The following is a 23268-nucleotide window of genomic DNA, read 5'->3' as shown; positions in this document are numbered from 1 at the left end:
AAAGTAAGTGCTGCTCACCTCCAAACTCAGACTTCCGCCCTTGTTCGGTGGCTGGTCCTCAATTCCCCGTTGCGCCTGCCGCCGCCGCATCCACGAACCACACCGGGTCCTGAATGCGCCCCACGGGATGATCCCCGCGCCCAGCCTGCACGTCGGCCAGCGCTTCGGCCTTCTTCTCTCCGGCCACCAGCAGCCAGCGCTGACGGGCGGCGTTGATCTCGGGAAACGTCATGGTCAGCCGCCAGGTGTCCTGCTGGGGCACCCAGTTTGCCACCACGCGCTCACCTGCGTCCAGCGCCCCCGTATTCAGCGCCGCTGTGCCGGGAAACAGGCTGGCGGTGTGGCCGTCGTCGCCCATGCCCAGCAGGTTCACGTCCAGGCGTTCGGGCAGCAGGGCGGCGTAAGCGGCGGCGGCGTCTTCCAGGGGGCGGCGCTCGCCTTCCATGCGGTGAATCTGGGAGGGTGGCACCGGCATATACGACAGCAACTCGCGCTGCGCCGCGCCGTAATTGCTGTCGGGGCTATCCGGTCCGACGCTGCGCTCGTCTCCGAAATAGATGTGAACCGATTTCCAGGGAACATCCGGCAGCTCACGCAGGGTGGTGTACATCAGCTTGGGGGTGCTGCCGCCCGAGAGGGCCACATAGAAAGCTCCGCGCGCCGTTACTGCTTCGCGCGCCGCACGGGCAAACGCGTCGGCTGCCGCGTCCGCCGCCGCCTGGGCCGTGGGAAAGACGCGCAGGTTCATAGGGGGTACGTTCATAGCGTGGCCTTCGCCAGTTTCCAGGCGCGCTCAAACATCTCGCCGCGCTCCGGGCGGGCCATCACGCGGCCCAGGCCCTCGGCCAGCGACATGGCGGGAATGTTCACTTCCGTGACGTGCTTCTTGCCGTCCCAAACCGCCTCGACACGCGCCGTCTCGCCTTTGCCCGCCGCCAGGGTAAAGCTCACGCCCTCGCCTGACAGCTCCACACCGCACAGGTCGCCGTTTTCACGTCCGCAGCGGGCCACCCTGAGGTCCACGTTCTTGAGGTTCTTCCAGCCCAGCGTATCGGCGATAAATCCAGCGTACAGGCGGGCAGGCAGGTCCTTGCCCCCGGCATGGCGCACCGTCAGGTGATCCACGCGGGGCAGTTGCCGGGCGGCGTCGGGGCTGTCGAACACCTGCGCCAGTGCCTCGCGCCAGCTCGCCGAGCGGCTCCAGCCCAGATCGGCCAGGGCATAGTGCCGCGCCGGGGGAATGTCCAGCGTCAGGCTGTCGGCGATCACCTGATCGGCAATGTCGGTCAGTTCGCGCAGCAACAGACCCTCGGGTTTGGTGTCCGAACCCCACCAGACGTGGTTGACGGTGGCGGGCCGCAGCAGCGGCAGGATTGCGCCCTGAAGCTGATCGGTGCTGGCATCGATGGTCAGCCGCTCCACGAAGCCCCCCCGGCGCTGGGACACCAGACTGGCGTGGACCATCAGATCGTCGGTGCCGTCCATCACGCCGATGATCTGCCGTCCGGCGTAGCGGCCCTCCAGCCCCGCCAGCGCCTCCTGCACGCGCTCCAGATGCTTGCGGACGGTCAGCGCGATGATGTTCCCGGTGTAGGCCCGCGTGTCCACGTTGGTCTGGGACCACAGTTCGTCCAGCGTGACCTGCGCCTTGCGGACACTGGTTTCGACGGGGCCGAGGGTCTTGGGTGTGGCAGTCATGGGCGGGGCCTGTGTGTGGGGGATGGGCGGTCGATAGATGATGGTTGATGGGTGATGGAAAAAGAGCCAGGAGAACTTGCTGGCGTTGTGGCCTGCCCGGTGGCCCCCCCTCCCAGCCTCCCCCGCAAGGGTGGAGGAGCCAAGAGACTTGGACCCTCAGACCCTTTGACCCTTTGACCGCGCAGCGCCCTCACAAGCGCCTCCAGCGGCGGCCCTCGCCGATCAGTTCCTCGGCTTCCTCGGGTCCCCAGGTTCCGGCGGCGTAGTTGGGGAAGTCGGGGGTCTGGCCCTTGCCGGGGCGCACGTCCCAGGCTTCCAGAATGCCGCTGACGATCTGCCACGCGTGGTCCACCTCGTCCTCGCGGGGAAACAGGGTGGCGTCGCCGATCAGGGCGTCCAGCAGCAGGCGAGAGTAGGGGCTTTCCAGTTGCGCCCCGAAGGCGTCGTAACGGAAGTCCATGACCACCTCGCGCAGCACCATTTCCTGACCGGGTGATTTGGAGGAAAATTTGAGGCTCACGCCCTCGTCGGGCTGGATGCGGAAGGCCAGCACGTTGCGTTCCAGGCCGCCGGGAAAGATGCCCAGCGGGGCACGCTTGAAGACCACGGCAATTTCGGTGACCTTCTTGGGCAGCCGCTTGCCCGTCCGCAGAAAGAACGGCACGCCCTGCCAGCGCCAGTTGTCGATCTCCAGCTTGACGGCCACGTAGGTGGCGGTGCGGCTGCCCTCCTTGACGCCGGGTTCTTCCTGATAGCCCGGTACCTTCACGCCGTCCATACTGCCCGCGCCGTACTGGCCGCGCACCGCCACGTCCTTCACGCGCCCCAGCGGAATGGGTTTAACCGCCCGCAGCACCTTGGTCTTCTCGTCGCGGATGGCCTCGGCGTCGAAGGCGGCGGGCGGTTCCATCGCCGTCAGCGCAAACAGTTGCATCAGGTGGTTCTGGAGCATGTCGCGTACGATCCCGGCTTCCTCGTAGTATCCGGCGCGGCCCTCCAGCCCCAGATCCTCGGCGGCGGTGATCTGCACGTGGTCCACGTAACCCCGGTTCCACAGCGGCTCGAAAATGGCGTTGCCGAAGCGGATCGCCATCAGGTTCTGCACCGTTTCCTTGCCCAGATAGTGATCGATGCGGTAGACCTGCGACTCGTCCCAGGTGTCGTGGATGGCGGCATTCAGCTCGCGGGCGCTGTCCAGATCGCGTCCGAAAGGCTTCTCGATCACCAGCCTGCGCCAGCCTTCCGACTGATCGGCCAGCCCCAGGCGGCCCAGGCCGTTGCTGATCGGCTCGAACAGGCTGGGCGGCGTGGACAGGTAGAACAGCGCGTTCTTGCGTCCGCCGTGCGCTTCCTGGGCGCGGTCCAGTTCCTTGCCGACCAGATCATAGACGCTGTCCTCGCCAAATTCACCGAATTCGTAGTACAGCAGTTCGCGGAATTTCTCCAGGCTGCCCGGCTGGATCGCGTCGGTTTCCTTGCTGTCCTGAAGGGCCTTGATGGCGTAGTCCTTGAACTGCTCGTCGGTCATCTCCTGACGGCCCACACCCACGATGTTGAAAGCACTTCCCAGCAGCCCGTCCTGCCACAGCCCGAAGATGGCGGGCAGCAGCTTGCGGCGCGACAGATCGCCAGTCACACCGAAGATGACCATCGTGGCCGGTTCCGGGGCGCGGCTGCGGCGCATGGTGGCGCGGAAGGGATTCTGACCGTCCGCGCCAGGCTTACCCGGCGTGCGCTTGCGCGACTGTGCTGGAGTTTCATGGGTCTTTGCCGCCGATGGTGCGGGCTGCGAGACCCCCACCTTCTGGGAGGCGACTTTTTCCTTGACGGCCTTTTTGGTGGTGGAGGCAGACACTTTTTTGGCGACGGGCTTTTTGGGCGTGGCCCCCCTGGAAGCCGGTTGAGCGGCCTTGTCAGTCTCCACCGCCTTCTTGCCGCGCTTCGCGGTCATTCGTCGCCCTTGACGCGTCCGTGTCCGGTTTCACCCAGTTGCTCCTTCATGGAACCGTCACCCTGATTTTTACCTTTGGAGGAAGGGATGTTTTCCGGCGCAGCCGCGCTGGGGTGCTGCCCCGGCTCCACTTCCGGCACGAAGCCTTCTTTCTTGGGGGTTTCCAGGGTCTTGACCGCGTGACCGCCAAAGGCCCGGCGCATAGCCGAGAGCATCTGTCCGGCGTAGCTGGTCTCCTGCTGGCTGCGGAAGCGCATCTGCGTCGCCAGCGTCATCACCGGGGTCGGCACCCCCTGCTCGATACTGTCGATGATGGTCCAGCGTCCCTCGCCGCTGTCGGCCACGTAGTCCGAGAGCTGATCGAAGTCCGCCGAGTTCTTGAGGGCCTCGGCGGTCAGGTCCAGCAGCCACGAACGGATGACCGAGCCGTAGCGCCACAACTCGGCGATCTGGGCCATGTCCAGACCGAATTCTTCCTTGTGGCGCATCAGTTCAAAGCCCTCGGCGTAAGACTGCATCATGCCGTACTCAATGCCGTTGTGGACCATCTTGACGTAGTGGCCGGACCCCGAAGGCCCCATGCGGCCCCAGCCCTGGGTGGGCGCGGGGGCCAGCACTTCCAGCACCGGGCGCATCCGTGCCACCGCTTCCTCGGTGCCGCCCACCATCATGGCGTAGCCCTCGGACAGACCCCAGACCCCGCCGGAGGTGCCCACGTCCACCATATGGATGCCTTTAGCGCCCAGTTCCTCGGCGCGGCGCATGGTGTCCTTGAAGTTGGAGTTGCCGCCGTCCACCACGATGTCACCGGGGGCCAGACGGCCCGCCAGATCGTCGATCACCGACTGCGTGATCTTGCCCGAGGGCACCATGACCCACACGGCCCGGCTGCCGGGTTCGCCCAGAGCCGCGATCAATTCGTCCACCGTGCGTGCGCCCTTCGCGCCCTGCTTCTCGATCAGGGCGACGCTGTCCTCGCTGCGGTCATAGCCGATTACTTCCTGGCCGCCGCGCGTCAGGCGCAGGACCATGTTGCCGCCCATCTTGCCCAGACCGATCATTCCCATTTTCATAGCGTTACCTCCGACAGAGTGTTATTTCCGGGTGTGGGAACCGCTTCCACAAATCTTCTCCAGCGGTTTCCGGCATTGTTCTCACTTTTCAGCAAGCATGATACGCGCGGCCTTTCTTGAGAGAAACTTGGGACGATCTTCATTGCGCCCTGTGCGGCGTGCCCACCGCTGCCGAGCGTGTTTAGAAGGGCATTAGCCCATACCCCGGAGTGATAAGTTGACCGCATGACCGCCTCTCCCACTCCGCCTGCCCACACGCCGGAAACACAGGTGCTGGACGAAACACAGGTGCTGGACGAAACACAGATCCTGGGCGAAACGCAGATGCTGGACAGGGCCGCGCGCGGCGAGCGACTGAACGCCGCCGAGATCGAGGCGCTGTACGGGCTGCCGCTGCCCGAAGTCGCCGGAGTCGCCAACGCCCTGCGCCTGGACCGCCGTGACCCGGACACCGTGACCTTCCTGATCGACCGCAACATCAACTACACCAACGTCTGCAACGTGGGCTGCAACTTCTGCGCCTTTTACCGCACCAAGCGCCAGAAAGACAGTTACACGCTGGACTACCAGGAAATCAGCGCCAAGATCGTGGAACTTGAGGAGGTGGGCGGCACCCGCATCCTGATGCAAGGCGGCGTGAACCCGGAGCTGGGGCTGGATTATTACCTTGGCCTGCTGCGGCACATCAAGGCCAACCACCCCACCATCCGCATCGACGCCTTCTCGCCGGAAGAAGTGCTGTTCATGGAAAAGAACTTCGGCATGACACTGGACGCGCTGCTGGATACGCTGATCGAGGCGGGGCTGGACGGGTTGCCCGGCGCGGGCGGCGAGATTCTGGAAGACGACGTGCGCGCCCGCGCCGCCCCCGCCCGCATCCGCAGCGAGGACTGGTTCCGCATTATCGACGCGGCCCAGAGCAAGGGGCTGTACACGATTGCCACGATGGTGATCGGCTTCGGTGAAACCTTCGCCCAGCGCACCAGCCACCTGCTCAAGCTCCGTGAGCAGCAGGACAAGGCCAACCACGATTACGACGGGAACGGCTTTTCCGGCTTTGCCATGTGGACGCTGCAAACCGAACACACCCGGCTGCACGGCAAGGCCCCCGGCGCAACCGCGCACGAATACCTGCAACAGCTCGCCGTGGCCCGCATCGCGCTGGACAACTTCGCCAACATCCAGGCGTCGTGGCCCGCGCAGGGCTTCAAGGTGGCGCAGGCCGCGCTGTATTACGGTGCCAACGATCTGGGGTCCACCATGCTGGAGGAAAACGTGGTCTCGGCGGCGGGGGGCGGCGGACGCCACAAGGCCACCGTGCGCGAACTGGTGCGGATCGCGGTGGACGCCGGATTCACCCCGGCCATCCGCAACAGCCGCTTCGAGATCATCGAATGGCCGGACGTGCAGGCCGCACTGGGCCGACAGCGTGGTCCAGACGGCTCGGCCAATCCCGAAGAAGCGCGCGCCGTCGGGGCGGCTGGTTAGGGAATGCTGGCGCTGGCCGTCGTGATCTGTGAGAGTGGTCCAGCCGGAGCGCAGGAGGATTCGCCGTCTTACCCGGAACAGCCTGCTGCCGAAGCCGGGGAACTGCTGATCCCGGAACACCCCAGTCCCTGGCAGGCCGAGGCCCGCTTTATGGTCAGCAACGCCGACGAATTGCTGGAACTGCTCGAGGTCTCCGGCGTGGCGGGCCGCCCACACCCGCCGCAACTGAGTACCCTGGTCAGCGCCGATCTGCTGTTCGAGGACGGCGACATCACCGGGGAAACCTGGCTGACCCGCCCCGATCTTACGCTGATGATTCCCCACGCCCTGCCGGAGTTACAAGGCCGAATCAATGCCTGGGACGCCTTCGCACGGGCACTGGAGGACGCCGGGCAGGCCAGCCGTTTGATCGTGTGGTTTATCCGCTGATCTGTTTCACCGTTCAGGACCAGTTGCAGGAAGGCCAGATCAAGCCAGCGCCCGAACTTGCGCCCCACCTGCCGGAAATGCGCCACCTGTACAAAGCCCAGACGCGTATGAAAGGCCAGACTGCCCGCGTTGTCGGCGGCCACACCGCCCACCATGACGTGAAAGTTCCTGGCCGTGGCATCCGCGATCAGTGCGTCCATCAGGAGTGTTCCCAGACCCGCGCCGCGCAGACCGTCACGGATGTAGACGCTGTGTTCCACCGTGCCCCCGTAACCGGGCTTCTCGCGGAAGGGGCCGTAGGTGGCCCAGCCGATGATCTCGTCTGACTGTTCTAAAACGAGAATCGGCCAGCCCGCTGCCTGCTTGTGGTCAAACCACGCCAGCCGGGTGGCCAGTGAAACGGGTTCTAAGTCATACGAGGCAGTGGTGTGCAGCACGGCGTGGTTGTAGATCTCTAGCGTGGCGGGAACGTCGGAGCGGGTGGCGGGGCGAACGACGGGCAGCATCAGACCTTGAGATCGTCCGCGTTCCGGGCGTCCGCCGATTTTCCGAAACGGTCTTCCAGAAAGCGCTTGTGGGTCAGCATCTCGCGCCCGCCCGCCAGCAGCGTGGTGTCGATGATGCCCTGCACCGCGTCCAACAGCAGATCGAGCTGTTCGCGCAGCAGATCGCGGCCCGTCTTGCCGTCCTCGATGATGGCCGTGTCGGCACGGGTGCGCGGCAGCTTCAGGTAGGCGTTGACGGCGGTGGAAACGTATTCCTCGCGGATGGCGCGGGCCAGGTATTCAGATTCGCTGCCCTGCTGGCCCAGCCCATGCAGATGCGTCAGTGCTTCTTTGGTCCGCAGGTTCAGCGCAATTAACTGGGCGCGGGCCTCGCCGGGCAGGCGGCTGTCGCGCATCCAGTCGGCGTAGGCATCGGGGACAGGAGTGGCGATTCTGGACAGTGGAACTTTGCCCTGAGTCTGAGTCATCGGAACCGCTTCTTTCTCCTTTTCGCCAAACCATGGGCCGAAGGAAAAGCCCCCGGCGTGTTCCGGCAGTTCGGCGGGCGTCCTGGAGTCGTCTGTGTTCTTTTCGCCCCGTCCAGCGAACGAGAAGGCGGCGGTGAACAGCCAGATCAGACCCATCACAGCCAGCGGGTAAATCATCCAGCCCGCGCCGCCCAGCATGAACAGTCCTGAGGCCACCAGCGCCGCCAGCAGGGCGGGCCAGCGCCTGCGCCAGTTGCCGTAAGCCGTGGACCCGAAATAGCCCAGCAGCATCCCCGCCGCCGGATGCACGTCCCAGTCGGCACCCAGCACCGCCAGCAGCAACAGCAGGGCCGAGGCGAACGCCACCGCCTCCCACTGCCGCCCACGTTTGGAAAACAGCACCGTGGCGAACAGCGCCAGCGCCATTCCCGCCGCCGGGTGGACGATCCAGGCGATGGCCTCCATCAAAATTGCTCCGCCGTCATGCCCCAGCCTACCGCTCCGGGCAGGCGAAAGAATGGGGAGTCATGGGAGCGAAGGCATATCAGCCCCGCCTCTAAAGATTGCACCGCGTTCAATTTCAGCCGCCCATCCCCCCGCTGCCGCTAGCCTGTAGAGAATGAAGACTGCCGCATTTCTGGGCCTGGGCGAGATGGGCGTGCCGATGGCCGCCGCGCTGGCCCGCCGCGCCGCCGAAACCGGGGGCCGTGTGCTGGTCTGGAACCGCCATATGCAAAAGGCCCATGCCCACGCCGCCGAGTACGGCACGCAGGCCGCCACCCTGGAGGAACTCGGGCAGGCCACGCTGATCTTGACCTGCCTGCCCACCAGCCCGGACGTGGACGAGGTGATCGGGCAACTGGAGACGCACCTCAAACGCGGCACGGTCTGGGTGGACTGCACCAGCGGCCACCCGGACGCGGCACATGCACAGCGCGCGCGCCTGCTGGAACGCGGCGTGAAATTTCTGGATGCCCCGGTCAGCGGCGGCGTGAACGGCGCGGTGGCGGCCAAGCTGACCGTGATGCTCGGCGGCCCGGCAGACGAGGTGGAAGCGGTGCGCGGCGAACTGGCCTTCGCGGGCAAGATCGTGCATGTGGGGGATACCGGGGCGGGCTTCGCGGTCAAGGCCATCAACAACGCGCTGCTGGCCGTCAACCTGTGGGCGGCGGGCGAGGGGCTGGCCGTCCTGGGCAAGGGCGGGGTGGATCTGGGCGCGGCGCTGGAGGTCATCAACGCCAGCAGCGGGCGCAGCAACGCCACCGAGAACCTGATCCCCGCCCGCGTGCTGACCCGCGCCTTTCCGCCCACTTTCGGGCTGGGGCTGCTGGCCAAAGATACGGGCATTGCGCTGGACGTGGTCCACGCGGTCAAGGGCAGCGCCCCCGTACTGGCGCAGGTGGACGCCCTGACCCGCGCCGCCGCGCGGATGATCGGCCCAGATGAAGACCACACCGCCCTGCTGAAACTGGTGGAGCAAATGAACGGACAGGAGATCAAATGACACAGCAAACCGGAAAGTCAGCCCAGAAACAACACTTCGCCGTCGCCACCGATGGAGGTCTGGACGCCTTCGAGGGTCTGAACAACGCCGTCCCCGTCGCCCCCTTCTCAGTCAACTTCGGAGATAAGAGCTTCCGCACCAACGAGATTTCACGCGCCGATCTGTTCAAGGAGCTGGAAACCAATCCCCAGCACCCCACCAGCAGCCAGCCGACGCCGCAGGAATGGGCCGATGCCATTCGGGAAGCAGACTCGCCGCAGGTGCTGGCCGTGACCATCAGCGCGGGCCTCAGCGGCAGCTATAACGCTGCCGATCAGGCCAAAAGCGTGCTGGAAGGAATAGACGTTCGCCTGCACGACTCCGGCACCCTCAGCGCGGCGCAGGCGTTTCAGGTGCATGCCGTGCAAACCGCCGCAATGCAGGGCGAGACGATGGAAACGGCGCTGGAGTGGGCGCGGGCCGTGCAGAAGGAAACCGAACTGTATTTCACCATCGAAACGCTGGAATACCTGCGCCGGGGCGGACGCATCGGGCGGGTGCAGGCCACGCTGGGCGGGCTGCTGAACCTTAAACCGGTGATCACCGTGGACAAGGCGACGGGGGCGTACACCAACGTCAGCCGCGCCCGCAGCTACAAGGGCGGTATCGAGGCGGTGGGCCAGCAGGTCACCCGGACCTACGGTGAGGGCACGCCCCTGCGCGTGGGCCTGCTGTTCGGCAGCGTGCGCGAGGACGCCGACGTGCTACTGGAACAACTGAAGGGAAGGCATCCCATCGTGTGGTCCGGCGCAGTGGGCATCAATCCGGTGTTGAATGTCCACACCGGGCCACGTGCGCTGGGCGTGGCGGCAGCGCCTGGAAAGTGGCCCTGGGAACGGGAAAACCAGTAATCTGCCGGATTCAGGACGGACCAAATGGGAGCATTCCACCTGCTACCGTCTCCCCTTTCAGCCACCCCAGCACGGCGGCGCGGGCCTCGGGGCGAAAGCCGTAGGCCAGCAATGCGGGCGCATTTACGTCCAGCACGGCATAGGGGTTGTAGAAGGACAGGTGAAGGTCCGGCTGCGCGCCGATCAGGGCCGGGTGACGGTGGCGGGCGGTAGTGGCGAGCATCACCGGGTTGCCCGTGGCACGCGCCGCCTGCCAGTCAATCTCATCCGGCGTCTCGAAGGGCATGAGGGTGACCTCGTAGACCTGCCCCAGTTCGCGGGCCAGCGTTTCGGCGTCCGCTCCGGCCTCGCTGACGGTTTCGCGCATGGGCTGGCGATGAGCGATCAGGGTGATGTGGGAACCAGGCTGTGGGGCCACGGGGTTGCGATAGGCGGTTAACCCTTTCGCCCAGCCATGGCGAAAAAGGTCTGCGTCATCCTGTGGGTTCAGCGAGTTGTCTGCCCCTGCCGGATACTGCCGCGCCAGCCTGTGCAACCGCTCCAGACTGGCCTCCATTTGCGGGCGGTTCAAGCGGCCCTCCAGCGCCGCGCCAATGGCCTCCAGCGTTGCCACCTGCGCTTCACGGCGGCCCAGGGCCATCACCAGATCAGCGCCAGCCTCCAGCGCCAGCACCCCGGCCTCGCCGCGCCCGTAGTTGTCGTCGATGGCCTTCATGCCCATGCTGTCGGTGACAGTCACGCCCTCGAATCCCCATTCCTGCCGCAGCACTCCGGTCAGAATCCGGCGGGAAAGGGTGGCCGGATACTGCTCGTCCAGCGCGGGATAAATGATGTGGGCAGTCATGACGGCGGGGGTCTGGGGCAGCAGGTCACGGAAGGGGGCCAGTTCGGTGGCGTCCAGTTCGGCACGGGTCCTGTCCACGCGCGGCAGGGCCAGATGGCTGTCCACGCGCGTGTCGCCGTGGCCCGGAAAGTGTTTGACACAGGCGGCCACCCCCGCCGCCGCATAGCCAGCCAGCGCCGCCCGCCCGTGCCGAGTGACCAACGCCGGATCCCCGCCAAACGCCCGCTCACCGATCACCGGATTGGCCGGACTGACATTCACGTCCAGCACGGGCGCAAAGTTCCAGTTGATGCCCACACTGCGGAGTTGACGGGCCAGAGCCGCTGAAACCTCCTGCGTCAATGCCGTGTCGTTCGCCGCACCCAGACCCATCGCAGAGGGGGCGAAGGGCCAGAATTCGGGGCGAAGGATCGCGCCACCCTCGTGGTCCAGAGCGATGAGGGCGTCCTCCCCCAGCACCTCGCGCAAGTCGGCGCACAACTGGCGCAACTGCTGGGACGATTCGATGTTCTTGCCGAACAGGCACACGCTGCGGACGCCGTACTTTTTAAGATGTGCGGCGGTGTCGGCGTCTAGCACAGGGCCGGGAATATCCACCATCGCAAATGCGCCGGGAAGAGGTTGGGCAGTCATGGACCGCAGGGTAACGCGCACGGACACCCACGGGGCGCAGATGAGGAAGCCAGACAACTTCTCAGGCAAGTGGCTTGACGGGGCGCTAGATTCACCGCATCAAACCCCAATCCATCCTCTTCGTTTGCCCAGGAGCCAACCCATGAAAAAACTGCCCGCACGTTCCGCCCTGCTGACCGCCGCCCTGCTCGCCACCGCTTCTGCTGGCATGGCAAACGCGCAAAAGACCCAGTTGGAATTCTGGACCATCAGCCTTGCGCCGTTGTTCAACGACGAGATGAACCGGCTGGTGACGCAGTTCGAGAAGGAAAACCCCAACGTGTCGCTGAAATGGGTGGACGTGCCCAGCAACGCGATGGAACAAAAGCTGCTGGCCGCCGTCGCCTCGGGCCGCCCGCCCGCCGCCGTGAACCTGTCCTCGGATATGGCCGTGAAGCTGGTGCAGCAGGGCGCACTGGAGCCGCTGACGCTGGACGCGGCAGCCAGGAAGACCTACTTCGAGTCGCCCCTGAACACCTTCACCTTCGATGGCAAGGTGATGGGCGTGCCGTGGTACTGGGCACCCAAGGTGGTGGCGTACAACACCGACATCTTCAAAAAGGCCGGACTGGACCCCAACAACCCGCCGCGCACCATCCAGACCATCATCGCCGCCGCCAAACAGATCAAGGACAAGACTGGCAATTACGGTTTCATGCCCAACATCGGCGGCATCAATATGCTGTATCTGTTTCAGGAGGCGGGCCTGCCCATCCTGGACAAGAGTGGCAACAAGGCCGTGTTCAACAGCCCCGAACACATCAAACTGGTGCAGCAGTATGTCGATCTGTTCAAGGCGGGCTACATCCCGGAAGACACCATGCGCCGGGGCTACACCGCCGCCACCGAACTGTATTCCTCCGGCAAGCTGGGCATGCTGATCACCGGGCCGCAATTCATCATCCGCGTGGAGAACGACAACAAGGCCATCTACAACCTGACCAAAGTTGCGCCGTACCCGATCAACCTGGCCGGGAACGTGATCCACACGCCGCTGATGGGCTTTACCGTGCCCAAGGGCACCAGGGACAAGGCGCTGGCGCAGAAGCTGGCGCTGTTCCTGACCAACGACGCCAACCAATTGCAATTCAGCAAGGTCACCAAGACCACCTTTCCCAGCACGGTCAAGTCCAGCACAGACAAGTTTTTCAAGCAGGGCGGCGACTCGGCCATCGATCAGGGCAAACTGGTGGCCAGCACCGAGCTAAAAAAGGCCAAGGACCTGACCCTGAACTACCCCGACGCCAGCAAGCTGAACAAGGTCTTCAAGGACAACATCGAGGCGGCGATGGCCGGACAGAAAACCGCCAAGGCTGCGCTGGACGACATCGTGAAAGCCTGGAACGCCAGCCTCTGAGCGTTGTGAAAGTGGGCGGGGGTGTTCGGGGTGGCCCGGATGCTCCCGGCTTTTATTTGGGGGAGTGAGACAAGTGCAGGGCGAAAAGAAACCCCTCAGTCAGCTTCGCTGCCAGCTCCCCTCAAAAGGGAGCCAAGGAGCGCGACTGGCTCAGCAATTCCGAGACTCTTGCCTCCCTTCTAAGGGGAGGTGCCCCGTAGGGGCGGAGGGGTTAAACCGTGGCAGCCACCCACAACCCCAGCCTCCAATCTCCAAAAGGACATCCACCATGCCCAAAACCCTTCTCCTCCTGAGTCTTCTCGCCCTAGCCAGCGCCCAAGCCCAGATCACCCCCATCCCCGACGCCCGCGCCCAGGTTCCTTCTTCCCAGCTTGTGCCGCAGCCAAAGCGGGCGGAGTTTCCGGCTGGGACGCTGGCGTTAGCGGGTCTGGGCATCCGCACCGTGGGCAAGGCTCCCGAACTGGGCTGGGCCGCCCGTGACCTGCGTGCCGAGTGGAAAACGCGGCTGGGCGCGACGTTACCGGATGCCTCGGCGGGCAAGTCGGCCATCGTGATCGGCACACTGGCCGACGCTGATCTGGCCGCAAAAGCGAAGGCAGCGGGCCTGACCACCACCGCCGCCGAGGGCTACGCGCTGTGGGTGGATGCGGGCGGCGCATATGTCGTGGGCGCGGACGCAAAAGGCGCGTACCTGGGCGCACAGACGCTGCGGCAACTGCTGATGCCTGCGGGGTTGCGCTTTGCGAAAATCAGCGACTCGCCCACGCTGAAGGAAAGGGTGGCGATGATCTACCTCGATCAGTACAGCAAGGGCGTGAACGACGCGCTGATTCCCCTGCTGGCGGCACTGAAATACAACACGGTGCTGGTCATGAGCAATTACGTGCAGTGGGATACGGCCAGGACTGGCGGCTACGCCCATCCCGGCGGCGCGAGCAAGGCCGAGGCACGGCGGGTAGCGGCGCTGGCCCGCGAACACGGCCTGGAAGTCATTCCATTGATCGAGACGCTGGGGCATGTGCAGTGGATGTATTACGGCGGCGCGAACAGGGATCTGTATCAGGACCCCGAGAGCCAGAATCCCTTCGCCTACGACACCCTTAACCCGGCCACGTACAGCCGCGTCCTCTTCCCCATTTTCAAGGAGGCGGCAGAAGTCTTTGGGGCCAGGACGATTCACATCGGCCATGACGAGGTCCGCAACCGGGACCGTTTCCCGGCGCGGGCCAACGGTAAGGCGGTGGGGTTTGAAAAGCTGTTTGTGGACGACACGGTCAAGATTCACGATTACCTGAAAACTCTGGGTGTGAATACCATGATCTGGCACGACTCGGCGTTCTCAGATTCGGTGATCGGCAGCCTGCCCGCCAAACTGCCCAAAGACATTCGGGTGGCGTACTGGAATTACGCGCCGGGCACGGACTATCCCATCGTCGGACAGATCGCCAAATTGGGATTTCCGGCGCTGGGCGCGTCCTGGGACGAGCCGGGCAATGCCGAGGGGGTGGCGAAGGCCGTGCAGAAGTCGGGGGCGCTGGGCATGATCCAGACGCGCTGGACCGGGTATTTCGGCAACCCCAGCATCTGGGACGGGCAGGCGCAGCAGGGCGTGGCCTACGTGCGGGCGGCGGGCGCGTTCTGGAACCCGGAGGCAAAGGCCGTGGCGAATGCCGAGGCGCTTTACCGTGACCTGTACGCGCCTGCCGCATACAAAGCCACAGCGGGCGCAACCGTCAGCCTGAGGGCGCTGGCGACGCGCAGCCTGACCGACGATGACGAGAAAGGCTGGATCGGCAAGGGGCCGGAGATCGACCTGCGGAACCTGAAAACGGGCGTCCAGCAGATCGGCGCGTACAGGTTCGAGGTTTCCGGCGCAGTGATGCTCAAAGGCCAGCGCGGAGCGGTCAGCGATCTGCCCACGAAAGTCAGGATCGAGATCGGGCGCAGGGCCGACGCCCTCGCTTTCCTGCACACCACCGGCTGGCCGTCCGCCGTGGCGCGCGAGAACATCGGGCGCTACGAGATCGAGTACGCCGACGGCAGCAAGCTGGTGCAGCCGCTGGAATACGGGCGGCACATCCGCGCGTGGACCGACACCTTGCCCACTTCCATGATCCCGGCTCCCGGCTGGGCCGGACAGACGGCAGACGGACTGGAAGTCAACGTGCCCGTCCTGGAATGGAAGAACCCCAGACCTACAGTGGCAATCAGGAGCGTCACGCTGGTCAGCGAGGGCAAAAACGCCAATCCAGCGCTGATCGGCCTGACCCTGATCGGCGGTCAGTGAGCCACTGCACGAACATTTGAAATTTTCAGTGACTAGACAGCTTGACACCCCCTGTTCCCAACCCTAACCTGTGCGGACGTTCACTTTTTCTCACGGCCCTCATCCCCCAGCGGCGCGTCACAACGCCACTAGGATGTCCGGCCCCGGAGGTTTCATGAAGAAATTGATCCTGACCGCCCTGCTTACGGCCTTCGCCACCACCACCTCGGCCACTGCGGCCACCCTGGTTTTCGGCGGCAACGGCGAACCCATCAGCCTGGAATCCGGCAACATCACCGACGGCATCAGCATTCTGGTGCAGCGCCAGATCTACGACACCCTGATCGACTTCAAGAACGGCACCACCGACCTGACCCCCGGTCTGGCCACCTCCTGGACCAGCAATGCCAACGCCACCGCATGGACGTTCAAGCTGCGCCCGAACGTCAAGTTCCACGACGGCACCGCCATGAACGCCGACGCCATCGTGTTCAACCTGCGCCGCTGGTGGGACAAGGCCGATCCCTACGGTTTCCGCGACCAGGGCCGCACCTTCGAGATCGTCGGCGACCTGCTGGGCGGCTACAAGGGTGACCCCACCGCCGTCATCAAGGACATCGTCAAGGTGGACAACCTGACCGTGCGCGTGGACCTGACCAAGTCCAGCAGCGTGCTGCCCAACGTGCTGGCCGCCGGCTACTTCGGCATTGCCTCCCCAACCGCCATCAAGAAGGACGGAGCGAAGTACGGCACCCCGGCCAGCAAGGCCATCGGCACCGGCCCCTTCATCTTCCAGAGCTGGCGCACCGGGGACCGCGTGGTCCTGACCCCCAACAAGACGTACTGGGGCGAGAAGGCCAAGGTCGACGAACTGGTGATCCGCAACATCAAAGACGCCAGCCAGCGCCTGAACGAGCTGAAGGCCGGCACCATCGACTTCGCCAACGACCTGACCCCCGACAGCCTCAAGAGCGTGCAGGCCGATAAGAACCTGGTGGCCGTCAAGCGCCCCAGCTTCAACGTGGGCTTTGTCAGCATGAACAACAAAAACGAGTATCTGAAAAACGACAAGGTGCGTCAGGCCCTGAGCATGGCCATGAACAAGAAGGCTATCGTGGACGCGTTCTGGAATGGCCTGGCCGTCAGCAACGCCAGCTTCGTGCCGCCGGTGCTGGCCTGGGCCAACAGCAGCAAGGTGCCCGCCGACTACAAGTTCGACCCCGCCGCCGCCAAGAAGATGCTGGCCGACGCCGGCTACCCCAACGGTATCTCCATTGACCTGTGGTACATGCCGGTCAGCCGTCCGTACTTCCCCAACCCCAAGCCGATTGCCGAGGCGCTTGCCGCTGACCTGAGCGCCATCGGCGTCAAGGTGACCCTGAAGACCGAGGACTGGGCCAAGTACCTCGTGGACCGCAACGCCGAACCCGGCTTCGACATGTACATGATCGGCTGGACCGGCGACTACGGCGATCCCGACAACTTCTACGGCGCGTACTACGGTGCCAACGGCAGCAGCGACATCAACTGGAACCCGCCCGAAGTCCAGAAGCTGCTGGAGCAGGGCCGCGCCGCGACCACCCAGGCCGCCAAGGCCAAGGTCTACGCCCAGCTTCATGAGCTAACTTACAACGCGAACTACCGCGTGCCCATCGCGCACAGCCAGCCGCTGGCCGCCGCTCGCAGCTACCTCAAGGGCTGGGTGCCCAGCCCCCTGGGCAGCGAAGCCTTCAACACCATCACCATTCCAGGCAAGAAGTAACACACGGACCCCGCTGGGCCGGGAGGGGGCAGATTTCCACTGGGAGGTCTGCCCCTTTGCTGTGCCCCCGGCAAAACCCCCACCGCCCTGTGGCACGGGATACACTGCGCCCACGCCAGAACCGACGGGCTGACACGCTTCTTCCCGATTTCGTCTTTATTCCGGTTTCGCCCCCATACGCGAAGCCAAGGAGGTCTGCTTTGGGCAGTTACCTGATCCGCCGCATTCTGCGGACCGTGCTGGTCATGCTGGGCATCAGCGTGGTGGTCTTCGTCTTCGTGCGCTCCATTCCCGGTGATCCTGCCGTCGCCATGCTGGGCGAGCGGGCCACCCCGGCGGCGGCGGCGGCCCTGCGCGAGCAACTGGGCCTGAACAAACCGTGGTTTTTCAATCCGGCCAATCCGCTGGACGCGCAATATCCCAAATACATGGGCGCACTCCTTCAGGGGGATCTGGGAGCGGGCCTGAAAAGCAATATCCCGGTGCTCAGCGAACTCAGATCGCGCTTCCCGGCCACCGCCGAGCTGAGCATCGCCGCGCTGCTGTTCGCGCTGGTCGTGGGGATGCCCGCCGGGATTCTGGCGGCCCTGCGGCGCAACAGCGGCTGGGACAATCTGGCCACCGGCATCAGTCTGGTGGGCGTCAGCATGCCAGTCTTCTGGCTGGGGCTACTGCTGTCGTACTTCTTTGCCGTCAAGCTGGGCTGGCTGCCCCCCAGCGCCCGCCTGGGCTACGAATACAACATCGAACCCATCACCGGCTTCTACCTGATCGACTCGGTGCTGCGGGGCAATGCCGGGGCCTTCTGGGACGCCCTGAAACACCTGATCCTGCCGGCCATCGCACTCGGCAGCATTCCGCTGGCGATCATCTCGCGCATCACGCGCAGCAGCCTGCTGGACGTGCTGGGACAGGATTATGTCCGTACCGCCCGCGCCAAGGGACTGGCCGCCAACGCCGTGACCATCAAGCATGCGCTGCGAAACGCGCTGCTGCCGGTGGTCACCGTGATCGGCCTGCAAGCGGGCGCTCTGCTGGGCGGCGCGGTGCTGACCGAGACCATTTTCTCGTGGCCGGGCATCGGCTCCTGGGTCTATGAGGCCATCGCCCAGCGCGATTACCCGATCATTCAGGGCGGCGTGATCTTCGCGGCCCTAGTGGTCAGCGTGGTCAACCTGCTGGTGGATTTAAGTTACGCCGCCCTCGATCCCAGGATTCAGTACGGCTGATGGAACACTGCAATCCACCGACAACGAATCCAGGCACAACGATCAGGAGGGCCAATTCATGACCACCACTTCACCCTCCACCGCCGCGCCCGCCAGGAAGTCGGAGAGCATCTTCTGGCGGAGGTTCCGCAAAAGCACGCCGGGCAAGATCGGCGGAATCGTCGTGATCCTGTTCGTACTGCTGGCCGTGTTCGCGCAGGTCTTGCGGCCCTACGATCCCACCACGGACCGCAACTACCGCCTGAACCTCAAGCCCCCCAGCATCACGGCGCTGTGGAACCCGGAGGCGAAAGAGACCTACACCGACGCCGTGACGGGCAAGGTCAATCTCTGGACCGCGCCCTTCGGGACGGACAATCTGGGGCGAGACGTATTCGCCCGCGTGCTGCACGGCACCCGCATCTCGCTGAAGGTGGGCGTGGTGTCCACGGTGCTGGCGCTGGTCATCGGTTCGCTGCTGGGCGTCCTGGCCGGGTACTTTGGCGGCTGGCTGGACAACATTCTGGGCTACCTGAGCGACGTGATGCTGGCCTTCCCCAGTATTCTGCTCGCCATTGGCTTTGCCAGCATCTTCAGCGTGGACAATCCGCCGATCTTGATAGCCGCGATGGACCGATTATTTGCGCTCAACAGTCCGCAACTGGTCACGGCCATGCTGGCGGTGTCGCTGGTGCAGATTCCGGTGTACCTGCGTCTGGCCCGCGCCGTGGTCCTCAGCGTGCGAGAGCGCGAGTTCGTGCAGGCCGCCAGCGCACTGGGCGCGTCTCAGTGGCGCATGATTTTCCGGCATGTGCTGCCCAACAGCCTCTCGCCTCTGATCGTGCAGGGCGCGCTAAGTATTGCCACCGCCACCATTGAGGTGGCCGCGCTGGGCTTCCTGGGCATCGGCGCGCAGCCTCCGCTGCCCGAATGGGGCACCATGATCAGCGACTCGCGCTCGTACTACGTCGATTACCCGTGGACCATGATCTTCCCCGGTCTCGCCATCTTCCTGAGCGTGCTGGGCTTCAACCTGCTGGGCGACGGCCTGCGGGACGTGCTGGACCCGCGCAGCACGCAGTAAGAGACCACCTCACCCCCTTGCTTTGCAAGGCCCCTCTCCCCCTGCGGAGAGGGGTCTTTTAGTTATTTCAGTGCGGCCACGGCTGCTTTCAGTTCCTCGGCGTGGAAGCGCTGGCCGGTGGCGTGGGCCAGTTGACGGGCCAGACGGCGGGCGTGCAGTTCGGTCATATCCAGCAGGGTAGCCCCGCCGGCAACGGTCCCAAGCTGGCCGGTCAGATCGATGATGGTGTGGTACGGCTGGGCCAGACCCGCTGGAAAGTGGCCCCCGGTCAGCACCAGCAGGTCCGCGCGTTCGGCCAAACCCACTAGGGCCGAATCCTGACGACTGACGGGGAAGGCGCGCACACCTGCCGGGAGGTCACGGGCCGCCCGTTCGGCGTCCGGGGTGCTGGCCGCCGCCACGCCCACCGCCGAGAAGCCCATGCGGGTCAGGGGCAGGGCCAGCGCCAGATCATGCACGTCTGTTCCCAGCAGCAGGGCGCTGGCCCCGCGCGAGGCGTAACCGCTGGCCTCCAGCGTGTCTCCCAGCGCGTCGGCCAGGGCAAAGGTGCCGTGCGCGCCCGCTGTGAAGGCCACCGCGTCCACGCGGCCCACCCGCCGCGCGCCAGCGTCTGCCTGGGTGGCGTCCAGGGCGCGGGCCTCCTGACTGCGGTGGACCAGCGCGCCGCTGAAGCCCAGCGTCATGCAGGCGTCCATGACCTCTTTCAGATGATCCGTGGGGGTAGAAAGTGCCACCAGCCCCAGCTCCCGCAGGGCGCGGGCGGCGGGGGCTGGGTAGCCGATCAGGGCCAGGGGCGTGTCAGACGCTTGCATTGTGGTCAGTGTAGCAATGTGTGGGTGCCGGACGCGGCGGGCCGGACCCGGACGACAGCAGACTACAGGGCCATTCTTCCCTGACGCAGGGCGCGCACGCCAGCCAGCACAACCAGCACCGCCCCGGCGATCACGCCCACCGCCACCAGCAGCGTGTCCGGGCGGGCCAGATACACGCCCAGAAAGGCCCACAGCAGCACGGCGGCAAAGGCGTAATCGCGGTAGCGCAGCAGGAAGAAGGTGCCTACCAGACCCGCGATCACCACCAGCAGCGCCGACCACAGTTGCGCGCCGATGCCCAGCAAACCGCCCGTGACCCCCTGGCTAACCAGGAAGGCGGTGATGTTCGCCATCGTCGCCACGCTGATCCAGGCCAGATACAGGCTGGCTGGAACCTGCAAGGCCCAGAATTCGCCGCTCAGGGGTTGCAGGCCGCGCACAGTCAGATACAGCGAGATCAGGCTGCCTAGCAGCAGCAACATGATGACCACGCTGATGCCAAAGTTAAGGCTCTGAAAGGCGAACAGCCACGCCACGTTCAGCAGGTTTCCCAGCAGGAACGGCCAGAACAGGCGGTCATAGCGCGGGCCACGCTGGGCGGGCAAAGCCTGATACACCGCGAACACCGCCAGCCCCAGGAAGATCGGCCCCCACACCGCGAAGGTTAGCCCGGCAGGCGTAAACGCGTTGGGCAACGAGTCGCTGATGCCACCATTGGTGTTGCCAAACAGCGGCAGCGCGTTGCTGAGGTAATTCATCACCAGGGTCAGCACTGTTGCCAGCACCAGCGTCACTTGCCGCGCGATTCCTGTCATGGACCGATCATAAGGGGCATCAAAGAAAACATCCGTCGCATGGATGACGGATGAAGAAATGGACGATCACTGTTCTGACTTTATGCTGCGCCGGGGTAGCTGCGCTCGAACTCCAGTTGATGCTCCAGATCATCCAGCGACTGGCGGTAGAGGCCACCGTCCAGACGCGGCAGCACCGCCAGGAAAGTTGCGGCGTCGGTGAGAGAGTCGTGGGCGCTGCGGTGCGTCCACCCTGGCCCCTCCGCCATCAGACAGGCGCGGCCAGAGGCCAGGAGAAACCTTACGCGGCCCTGGTCTGTCCGCGTGTCGCTGAAGTGGCGGGTAACGTTCATACCGCAGCATAGGCCGGGCGGCCTGACCGTTTCATCACCTGAAATGATGAGACCTTTAGATACGGGCAGGGCAGAACCAACCACCGCACTTTATCTCAATACTTATAAAACCCTTCCCCGCTCTTGCGGCCCAGCAGCCCCGCCTGCACCATCTTCCGCAACAGCGGCGAGGGGCGGTATTTGTCGTCTCCCAGGCCCATATGCAGCACTTCCATGATGCTCAGGCAGGTGTCCAGACCGATGAAATCCGCCAGCGTCAGAGGTCCCATCGGGTGGTTCATGCCCAGTTTCATGATGCCGTCGATGGCTTCCGGCTCGGCCACGCCTTCCATGACACACTGGATGGCCTCGTTGAGCATGGGCATCAGGATGCGGTTGGAGACGAAACCGGGAAAGTCGTTACAGGTCAGGGGCGTTTTGCCCATCTGCTCGGCAGTCTGAATCACGAACTGCGCCGTCTCGTCGCTGGTGGCGTAGCCGCGAATCACTTCCACCAGCGCCATCAGCGGCACCGGGTTCATGAAGTGCATGCCAATAAAACGGTCCGGGCGGCCCGACGCCGAGGCCAGCGCCGTGATCGGAATAGAACTGGTGTTGCTGGCGAGGATGCCTTCTGGCTTGACGATCCCGCCGAGCTGCTCAAACAGGGCGTTCTTGACCGCCTGGTTTTCCACGATGGCTTCCACCACCAGATCGCAGTCGGCAAAATCCTGCATATGCGTGGTGAATTTGATGCGGCCCAGCACGTCGGCGGGCGCGTCGCTCAGCTTGCCCTTCTCGTGCAACTTGGTGAGGCTCTTTTCAATGACGGCCCTGCCCCGGTCCAGATATTCCTGCTGAACGTCCTGAACGATCACGTCAAATCCAGTCTGCGCGGCCACCTGCGCGATGCCGCCGCCCATCTGCCCTGCTCCGATGACTCCGAATTTCATGGTTAGACTCCTTGACTAATCGGGCTGCCCCCGTACGGGAAATTGATTGAGGATTGAACTGAGTTGTGTTATCGCCAGCGGAAGATAAGTCTGATCTAACTCCAGATAGAAATGATGTTCCTGCGTCATGTGATCTGGAGTAAGCTCAATCTCTACAACAATGGCTCCTGTGGCCTTCGCTTCAATACGAACTTTGAGTTCAGGTTCAATGGTCCAGAGTCCAGCCTCAGCGTCCAAACAGTCATATACCATTCGCAATTCATCACGAAAGCGAGCTAGCTCCGCAGTCATCAAGAATGGTCCACGCGCGCGAACCCAGGATTGACCATGAAGATTGACCTCAGCGGTAACAATGACCCAGTTGGCATCCCAGTAGTCGGTAGCATCCTGAAATTGATAGGCATGGACGTTCAAACTCAGTGGACCAAGCGTAAACTGTGCGTCCTCCATTCACTCCACCAAAGCCACGCCCTCAAGCTCCAGCGCCCGCCCGCGCTTGACAGGCGTGAATGGCGTGAAGGCGTACTCCGAACAGCCTTCCAGCACGAAGGGATCGTCCCTGAAGATGTCGCGGAGTTGTTCCTCGCTCTCGGCCTGCGCCACCAGCACGCCGCCGGTATTGTCCAGCTTGCGCCCGGAGGTCAGGAACACGCCCGAACGGTAATGCTGATCCAGCCATTCGCGGTGGCGGGGCGTGACGGCGGCCAGCTCGTCGCCAGACTTGGTGTAACGGCTTTCAATGATCCAGAGGGTGGGCATGGGGAGAAGTCTAAGGGTCTGAGGGTCAAAGGGTCTAAGAGCGCGTTTATAAAGGGTCAGACCCGGTGGCAGGTAGGGCCACAGGACAGCGTGGAGTAGCCAAAAAGAGGGCCGGGCTGGTATCTGGAGTGTGTGAAGACAACCAAAGCCGCCCGGCCCGCTCAATGTACGCCGCCCTGCCCGTTCTGCCCGACGCCAACCAAAGTTGGCGTTCACTCCAAGGCAGATCAACGCTACCGCTGCCACCAGTGCAAGAAAACCTTCACCCAGACGTATGGGACGCCACTGTATGGCCTCAAAACTGATGTCCATGTGGTGTTCATCATCTTGACCCTGCTGATCTTCGGTTGTCCGATTCCTGCCGTGGTGGCCGCTTTCAAGGTGGATGAGCGGACATTGACCGACTGGATCGACAAAGC

Annotated in this window: 22 protein-coding genes and 1 pseudogene; 10 read left to right on the top strand and 13 right to left on the bottom strand. The window is 64.3% G+C overall.

Translation table 11 applies throughout. The features are described from left to right. Positions 1-58: 58 nt before the first annotated feature. From pgl to gnd, 4 genes are all read right to left on the bottom strand, one after another. The gene (gene pgl, locus Q319_RS0104635; RefSeq protein WP_029480836.1) at positions 59-763 is read right to left on the bottom strand and encodes a 6-phosphogluconolactonase; all 705 of its coding nucleotides are present in this window, start codon (positions 761-763) and stop codon (positions 59-61) included. After that, a complete protein-coding gene (locus tag Q319_RS0104630; protein WP_029480835.1) occupies positions 760-1698 on the bottom strand; it encodes a glucose-6-phosphate dehydrogenase assembly protein OpcA in 939 nt (312 codons plus the stop codon). The genes pgl and Q319_RS0104630 overlap by 4 nt, the downstream gene beginning before the upstream one ends. Positions 1699-1888: 190 nt before the next feature. Continuing rightward, positions 1889-3649 carry a glucose-6-phosphate dehydrogenase gene (gene zwf / locus Q319_RS0104625; RefSeq protein ID WP_029480832.1) on the bottom strand — a complete coding sequence of 587 codons (1761 nt, stop codon included), beginning with the start codon at positions 3647-3649 and terminating at the stop codon, positions 1889-1891. After that, on the bottom strand, positions 3646-4722 hold the full coding sequence (gene gnd, locus Q319_RS0104620) for a phosphogluconate dehydrogenase (NAD(+)-dependent, decarboxylating) (protein WP_029480831.1): 1077 nt from the start codon (positions 4720-4722) through the stop codon (positions 3646-3648). Before gnd ends, zwf begins: the two co-directional genes overlap by 4 nt. A 324-nt stretch (positions 4723-5046) precedes the next feature. On the opposite strand from gnd, the gene mqnC reads away from it, so the two are divergent. Continuing rightward, positions 5047-6210, top strand: coding sequence for a cyclic dehypoxanthinyl futalosine synthase (gene mqnC, locus Q319_RS0104615; protein WP_051655109.1), 1164 nt, complete (start codon positions 5047-5049; stop codon positions 6208-6210). Positions 6211-6213: 3 nt separating this feature from the next. Next, positions 6214-6639, top strand: coding sequence for a hypothetical protein (locus tag Q319_RS28585; RefSeq protein ID WP_029480827.1), 426 nt, complete (start codon positions 6214-6216; stop codon positions 6637-6639). Between the two features lie 98 nt (positions 6640-6737). Here Q319_RS28585 and Q319_RS28580 read toward each other — a convergent pair. Beyond that, a pseudogene (locus Q319_RS28580) lies at positions 6738-7145 on the bottom strand (N-acetyltransferase family protein); the annotation flags it as partial. Continuing rightward, positions 7145-8077 (bottom strand): hypothetical protein, encoded by a 933-nt coding sequence (locus tag Q319_RS0104600; protein ID WP_051655102.1) that lies wholly within the window; start codon positions 8075-8077, stop codon positions 7145-7147. The pseudogene Q319_RS28580 and the gene Q319_RS0104600, both read right to left, overlap by 1 nt. 154 nt (positions 8078-8231) lie before the next feature. On the opposite strand from Q319_RS0104600, the gene Q319_RS0104595 reads away from it, so the two are divergent. Both Q319_RS0104595 and Q319_RS0104590 read left to right on the top strand, forming a co-directional pair. Further along, positions 8232-9116 carry an NAD(P)-dependent oxidoreductase gene (locus Q319_RS0104595; protein WP_029480823.1) on the top strand — a complete coding sequence of 295 codons (885 nt, stop codon included), beginning with the start codon at positions 8232-8234 and terminating at the stop codon, positions 9114-9116. Beyond that, positions 9113-10006 carry a DegV family protein gene (locus Q319_RS0104590; protein ID WP_029480822.1) on the top strand — a complete coding sequence of 298 codons (894 nt, stop codon included), beginning with the start codon at positions 9113-9115 and terminating at the stop codon, positions 10004-10006. Before Q319_RS0104595 ends, Q319_RS0104590 begins: the two co-directional genes overlap by 4 nt. A gap of 10 nt (positions 10007-10016) precedes the next feature. Here the strand turns inward: Q319_RS0104590 and nagZ are convergent, their stop codons facing one another. Next, on the bottom strand, positions 10017-11483 hold the full coding sequence (nagZ, locus tag Q319_RS0104585) for a beta-N-acetylhexosaminidase (protein ID WP_029480821.1): 1467 nt from the start codon (positions 11481-11483) through the stop codon (positions 10017-10019). A gap of 142 nt (positions 11484-11625) precedes the next feature. On the opposite strand from nagZ, the gene Q319_RS0104580 reads away from it, so the two are divergent. From Q319_RS0104580 to Q319_RS0104560, 5 genes are all read left to right on the top strand, one after another. Continuing rightward, positions 11626-12879: an ABC transporter substrate-binding protein gene (locus Q319_RS0104580; RefSeq protein ID WP_029480820.1), complete on the top strand. Its 1254-nt coding sequence runs from the start codon at positions 11626-11628 to the stop codon at positions 12877-12879. Positions 12880-13147: 268 nt separating this feature from the next. Next, a complete protein-coding gene (locus Q319_RS0104575; protein ID WP_029480819.1) occupies positions 13148-15166 on the top strand; it encodes a glycoside hydrolase family 20 zincin-like fold domain-containing protein in 2019 nt (672 codons plus the stop codon). A 154-nt stretch (positions 15167-15320) separates the two neighbouring features. Next, on the top strand, positions 15321-16907 hold the full coding sequence (locus Q319_RS0104570; RefSeq protein WP_029480818.1) for an ABC transporter substrate-binding protein: 1587 nt from the start codon (positions 15321-15323) through the stop codon (positions 16905-16907). Between the two features lie 200 nt (positions 16908-17107). Then, the gene (locus Q319_RS0104565; protein ID WP_029480817.1) at positions 17108-18136 is read left to right on the top strand and encodes an ABC transporter permease; all 1029 of its coding nucleotides are present in this window, start codon (positions 17108-17110) and stop codon (positions 18134-18136) included. A gap of 58 nt (positions 18137-18194) precedes the next feature. Then, complete coding sequence (locus tag Q319_RS0104560; RefSeq protein WP_029480816.1) at positions 18195-19199, top strand: ABC transporter permease; 1005 nt, start codon at positions 18195-18197, stop codon at positions 19197-19199. Between the two features lie 62 nt (positions 19200-19261). Here Q319_RS0104560 and Q319_RS0104555 read toward each other — a convergent pair whose 3' ends face one another. From Q319_RS0104555 to Q319_RS0104530, 6 genes are all read right to left on the bottom strand, one after another. Beyond that, the gene (locus tag Q319_RS0104555; RefSeq protein WP_029480815.1) at positions 19262-20011 is read right to left on the bottom strand and encodes a hypothetical protein; all 750 of its coding nucleotides are present in this window, start codon (positions 20009-20011) and stop codon (positions 19262-19264) included. A gap of 62 nt (positions 20012-20073) precedes the next feature. Further along, positions 20074-20826 carry a tryptophan-rich sensory protein gene (locus Q319_RS0104550; RefSeq protein ID WP_029480814.1) on the bottom strand — a complete coding sequence of 251 codons (753 nt, stop codon included), beginning with the start codon at positions 20824-20826 and terminating at the stop codon, positions 20074-20076. Between the two features lie 80 nt (positions 20827-20906). Next, complete coding sequence (locus Q319_RS0104545; RefSeq protein WP_029480813.1) at positions 20907-21158, bottom strand: hypothetical protein; 252 nt, start codon at positions 21156-21158, stop codon at positions 20907-20909. A gap of 95 nt (positions 21159-21253) precedes the next feature. After that, complete coding sequence (locus tag Q319_RS0104540) at positions 21254-22090, bottom strand: 3-hydroxyacyl-CoA dehydrogenase family protein (RefSeq protein WP_029480812.1); 837 nt, start codon at positions 22088-22090, stop codon at positions 21254-21256. Positions 22091-22105: 15 nt separating this feature from the next. Then, positions 22106-22540, bottom strand: coding sequence for a WapI family immunity protein (locus Q319_RS0104535; protein WP_029480811.1), 435 nt, complete (start codon positions 22538-22540; stop codon positions 22106-22108). After that, entirely contained in the window at positions 22541-22849 is a 309-nt protein-coding gene (locus Q319_RS0104530) for a YciI family protein (RefSeq protein WP_029480810.1), read from the bottom strand. A gap of 132 nt (positions 22850-22981) precedes the next feature. Between Q319_RS0104530 and Q319_RS26850 the strand changes: the two genes are divergently transcribed. Beyond that, positions 22982-23268: IS1 family transposase (locus Q319_RS26850; protein ID WP_162178619.1), on the top strand; the 287-nt coding region annotated here is incomplete at its 3' end.

Origin of the sequence: Deinococcus marmoris DSM 12784, assembly GCF_000701405.1 — a bacterium.
GTDB lineage: Bacteria > Deinococcota > Deinococci > Deinococcales > Deinococcaceae > Deinococcus > Deinococcus marmoris.
The sequence above is the reverse complement of the archived record's forward strand: the minus strand, read 5'-3'. Positions and strand labels throughout refer to the sequence as shown.

Coding starts and splice junctions, on each gene's coding strand:
- pgl (WP_029480836.1), bottom strand. CDS start 763: ATGAACGTACCCCCTATGAACCTGCGCGTCTTTCCCACGGCCCAGGCG.
- Q319_RS0104630 (WP_029480835.1), bottom strand. CDS start 1,698: ATGACTGCCACACCCAAGACCCTCGGCCCCGTCGAAACCAGTGTCCGC.
- zwf (WP_029480832.1), bottom strand. CDS start 3,649: ATGACCGCGAAGCGCGGCAAGAAGGCGGTGGAGACTGACAAGGCCGCT.
- gnd (WP_029480831.1), bottom strand. CDS start 4,722: ATGAAAATGGGAATGATCGGTCTGGGCAAGATGGGCGGCAACATGGTC.
- mqnC (WP_051655109.1), top strand. CDS start 5,047: ATGCTGGACAGGGCCGCGCGCGGCGAGCGACTGAACGCCGCCGAGATC.
- Q319_RS28585 (WP_029480827.1), top strand. CDS start 6,214: ATGCTGGCGCTGGCCGTCGTGATCTGTGAGAGTGGTCCAGCCGGAGCG.
- Q319_RS0104600 (WP_051655102.1), bottom strand. CDS start 8,077: ATGGAGGCCATCGCCTGGATCGTCCACCCGGCGGCGGGAATGGCGCTG.
- Q319_RS0104595 (WP_029480823.1), top strand. CDS start 8,232: ATGAAGACTGCCGCATTTCTGGGCCTGGGCGAGATGGGCGTGCCGATG.
- Q319_RS0104590 (WP_029480822.1), top strand. CDS start 9,113: ATGACACAGCAAACCGGAAAGTCAGCCCAGAAACAACACTTCGCCGTC.
- nagZ (WP_029480821.1), bottom strand. CDS start 11,483: ATGACTGCCCAACCTCTTCCCGGCGCATTTGCGATGGTGGATATTCCC.
- Q319_RS0104580 (WP_029480820.1), top strand. CDS start 11,626: ATGAAAAAACTGCCCGCACGTTCCGCCCTGCTGACCGCCGCCCTGCTC.
- Q319_RS0104575 (WP_029480819.1), top strand. CDS start 13,148: ATGCCCAAAACCCTTCTCCTCCTGAGTCTTCTCGCCCTAGCCAGCGCC.
- Q319_RS0104570 (WP_029480818.1), top strand. CDS start 15,321: ATGAAGAAATTGATCCTGACCGCCCTGCTTACGGCCTTCGCCACCACC.
- Q319_RS0104560 (WP_029480816.1), top strand. CDS start 18,195: ATGACCACCACTTCACCCTCCACCGCCGCGCCCGCCAGGAAGTCGGAG.
- Q319_RS0104555 (WP_029480815.1), bottom strand. CDS start 20,011: ATGCAAGCGTCTGACACGCCCCTGGCCCTGATCGGCTACCCAGCCCCC.
- Q319_RS0104550 (WP_029480814.1), bottom strand. CDS start 20,826: ATGACAGGAATCGCGCGGCAAGTGACGCTGGTGCTGGCAACAGTGCTG.
- Q319_RS0104545 (WP_029480813.1), bottom strand. CDS start 21,158: ATGAACGTTACCCGCCACTTCAGCGACACGCGGACAGACCAGGGCCGC.
- Q319_RS0104540 (WP_029480812.1), bottom strand. CDS start 22,090: ATGAAATTCGGAGTCATCGGAGCAGGGCAGATGGGCGGCGGCATCGCG.
- Q319_RS0104535 (WP_029480811.1), bottom strand. CDS start 22,540: ATGGAGGACGCACAGTTTACGCTTGGTCCACTGAGTTTGAACGTCCAT.
- Q319_RS0104530 (WP_029480810.1), bottom strand. CDS start 22,849: ATGCCCACCCTCTGGATCATTGAAAGCCGTTACACCAAGTCTGGCGAC.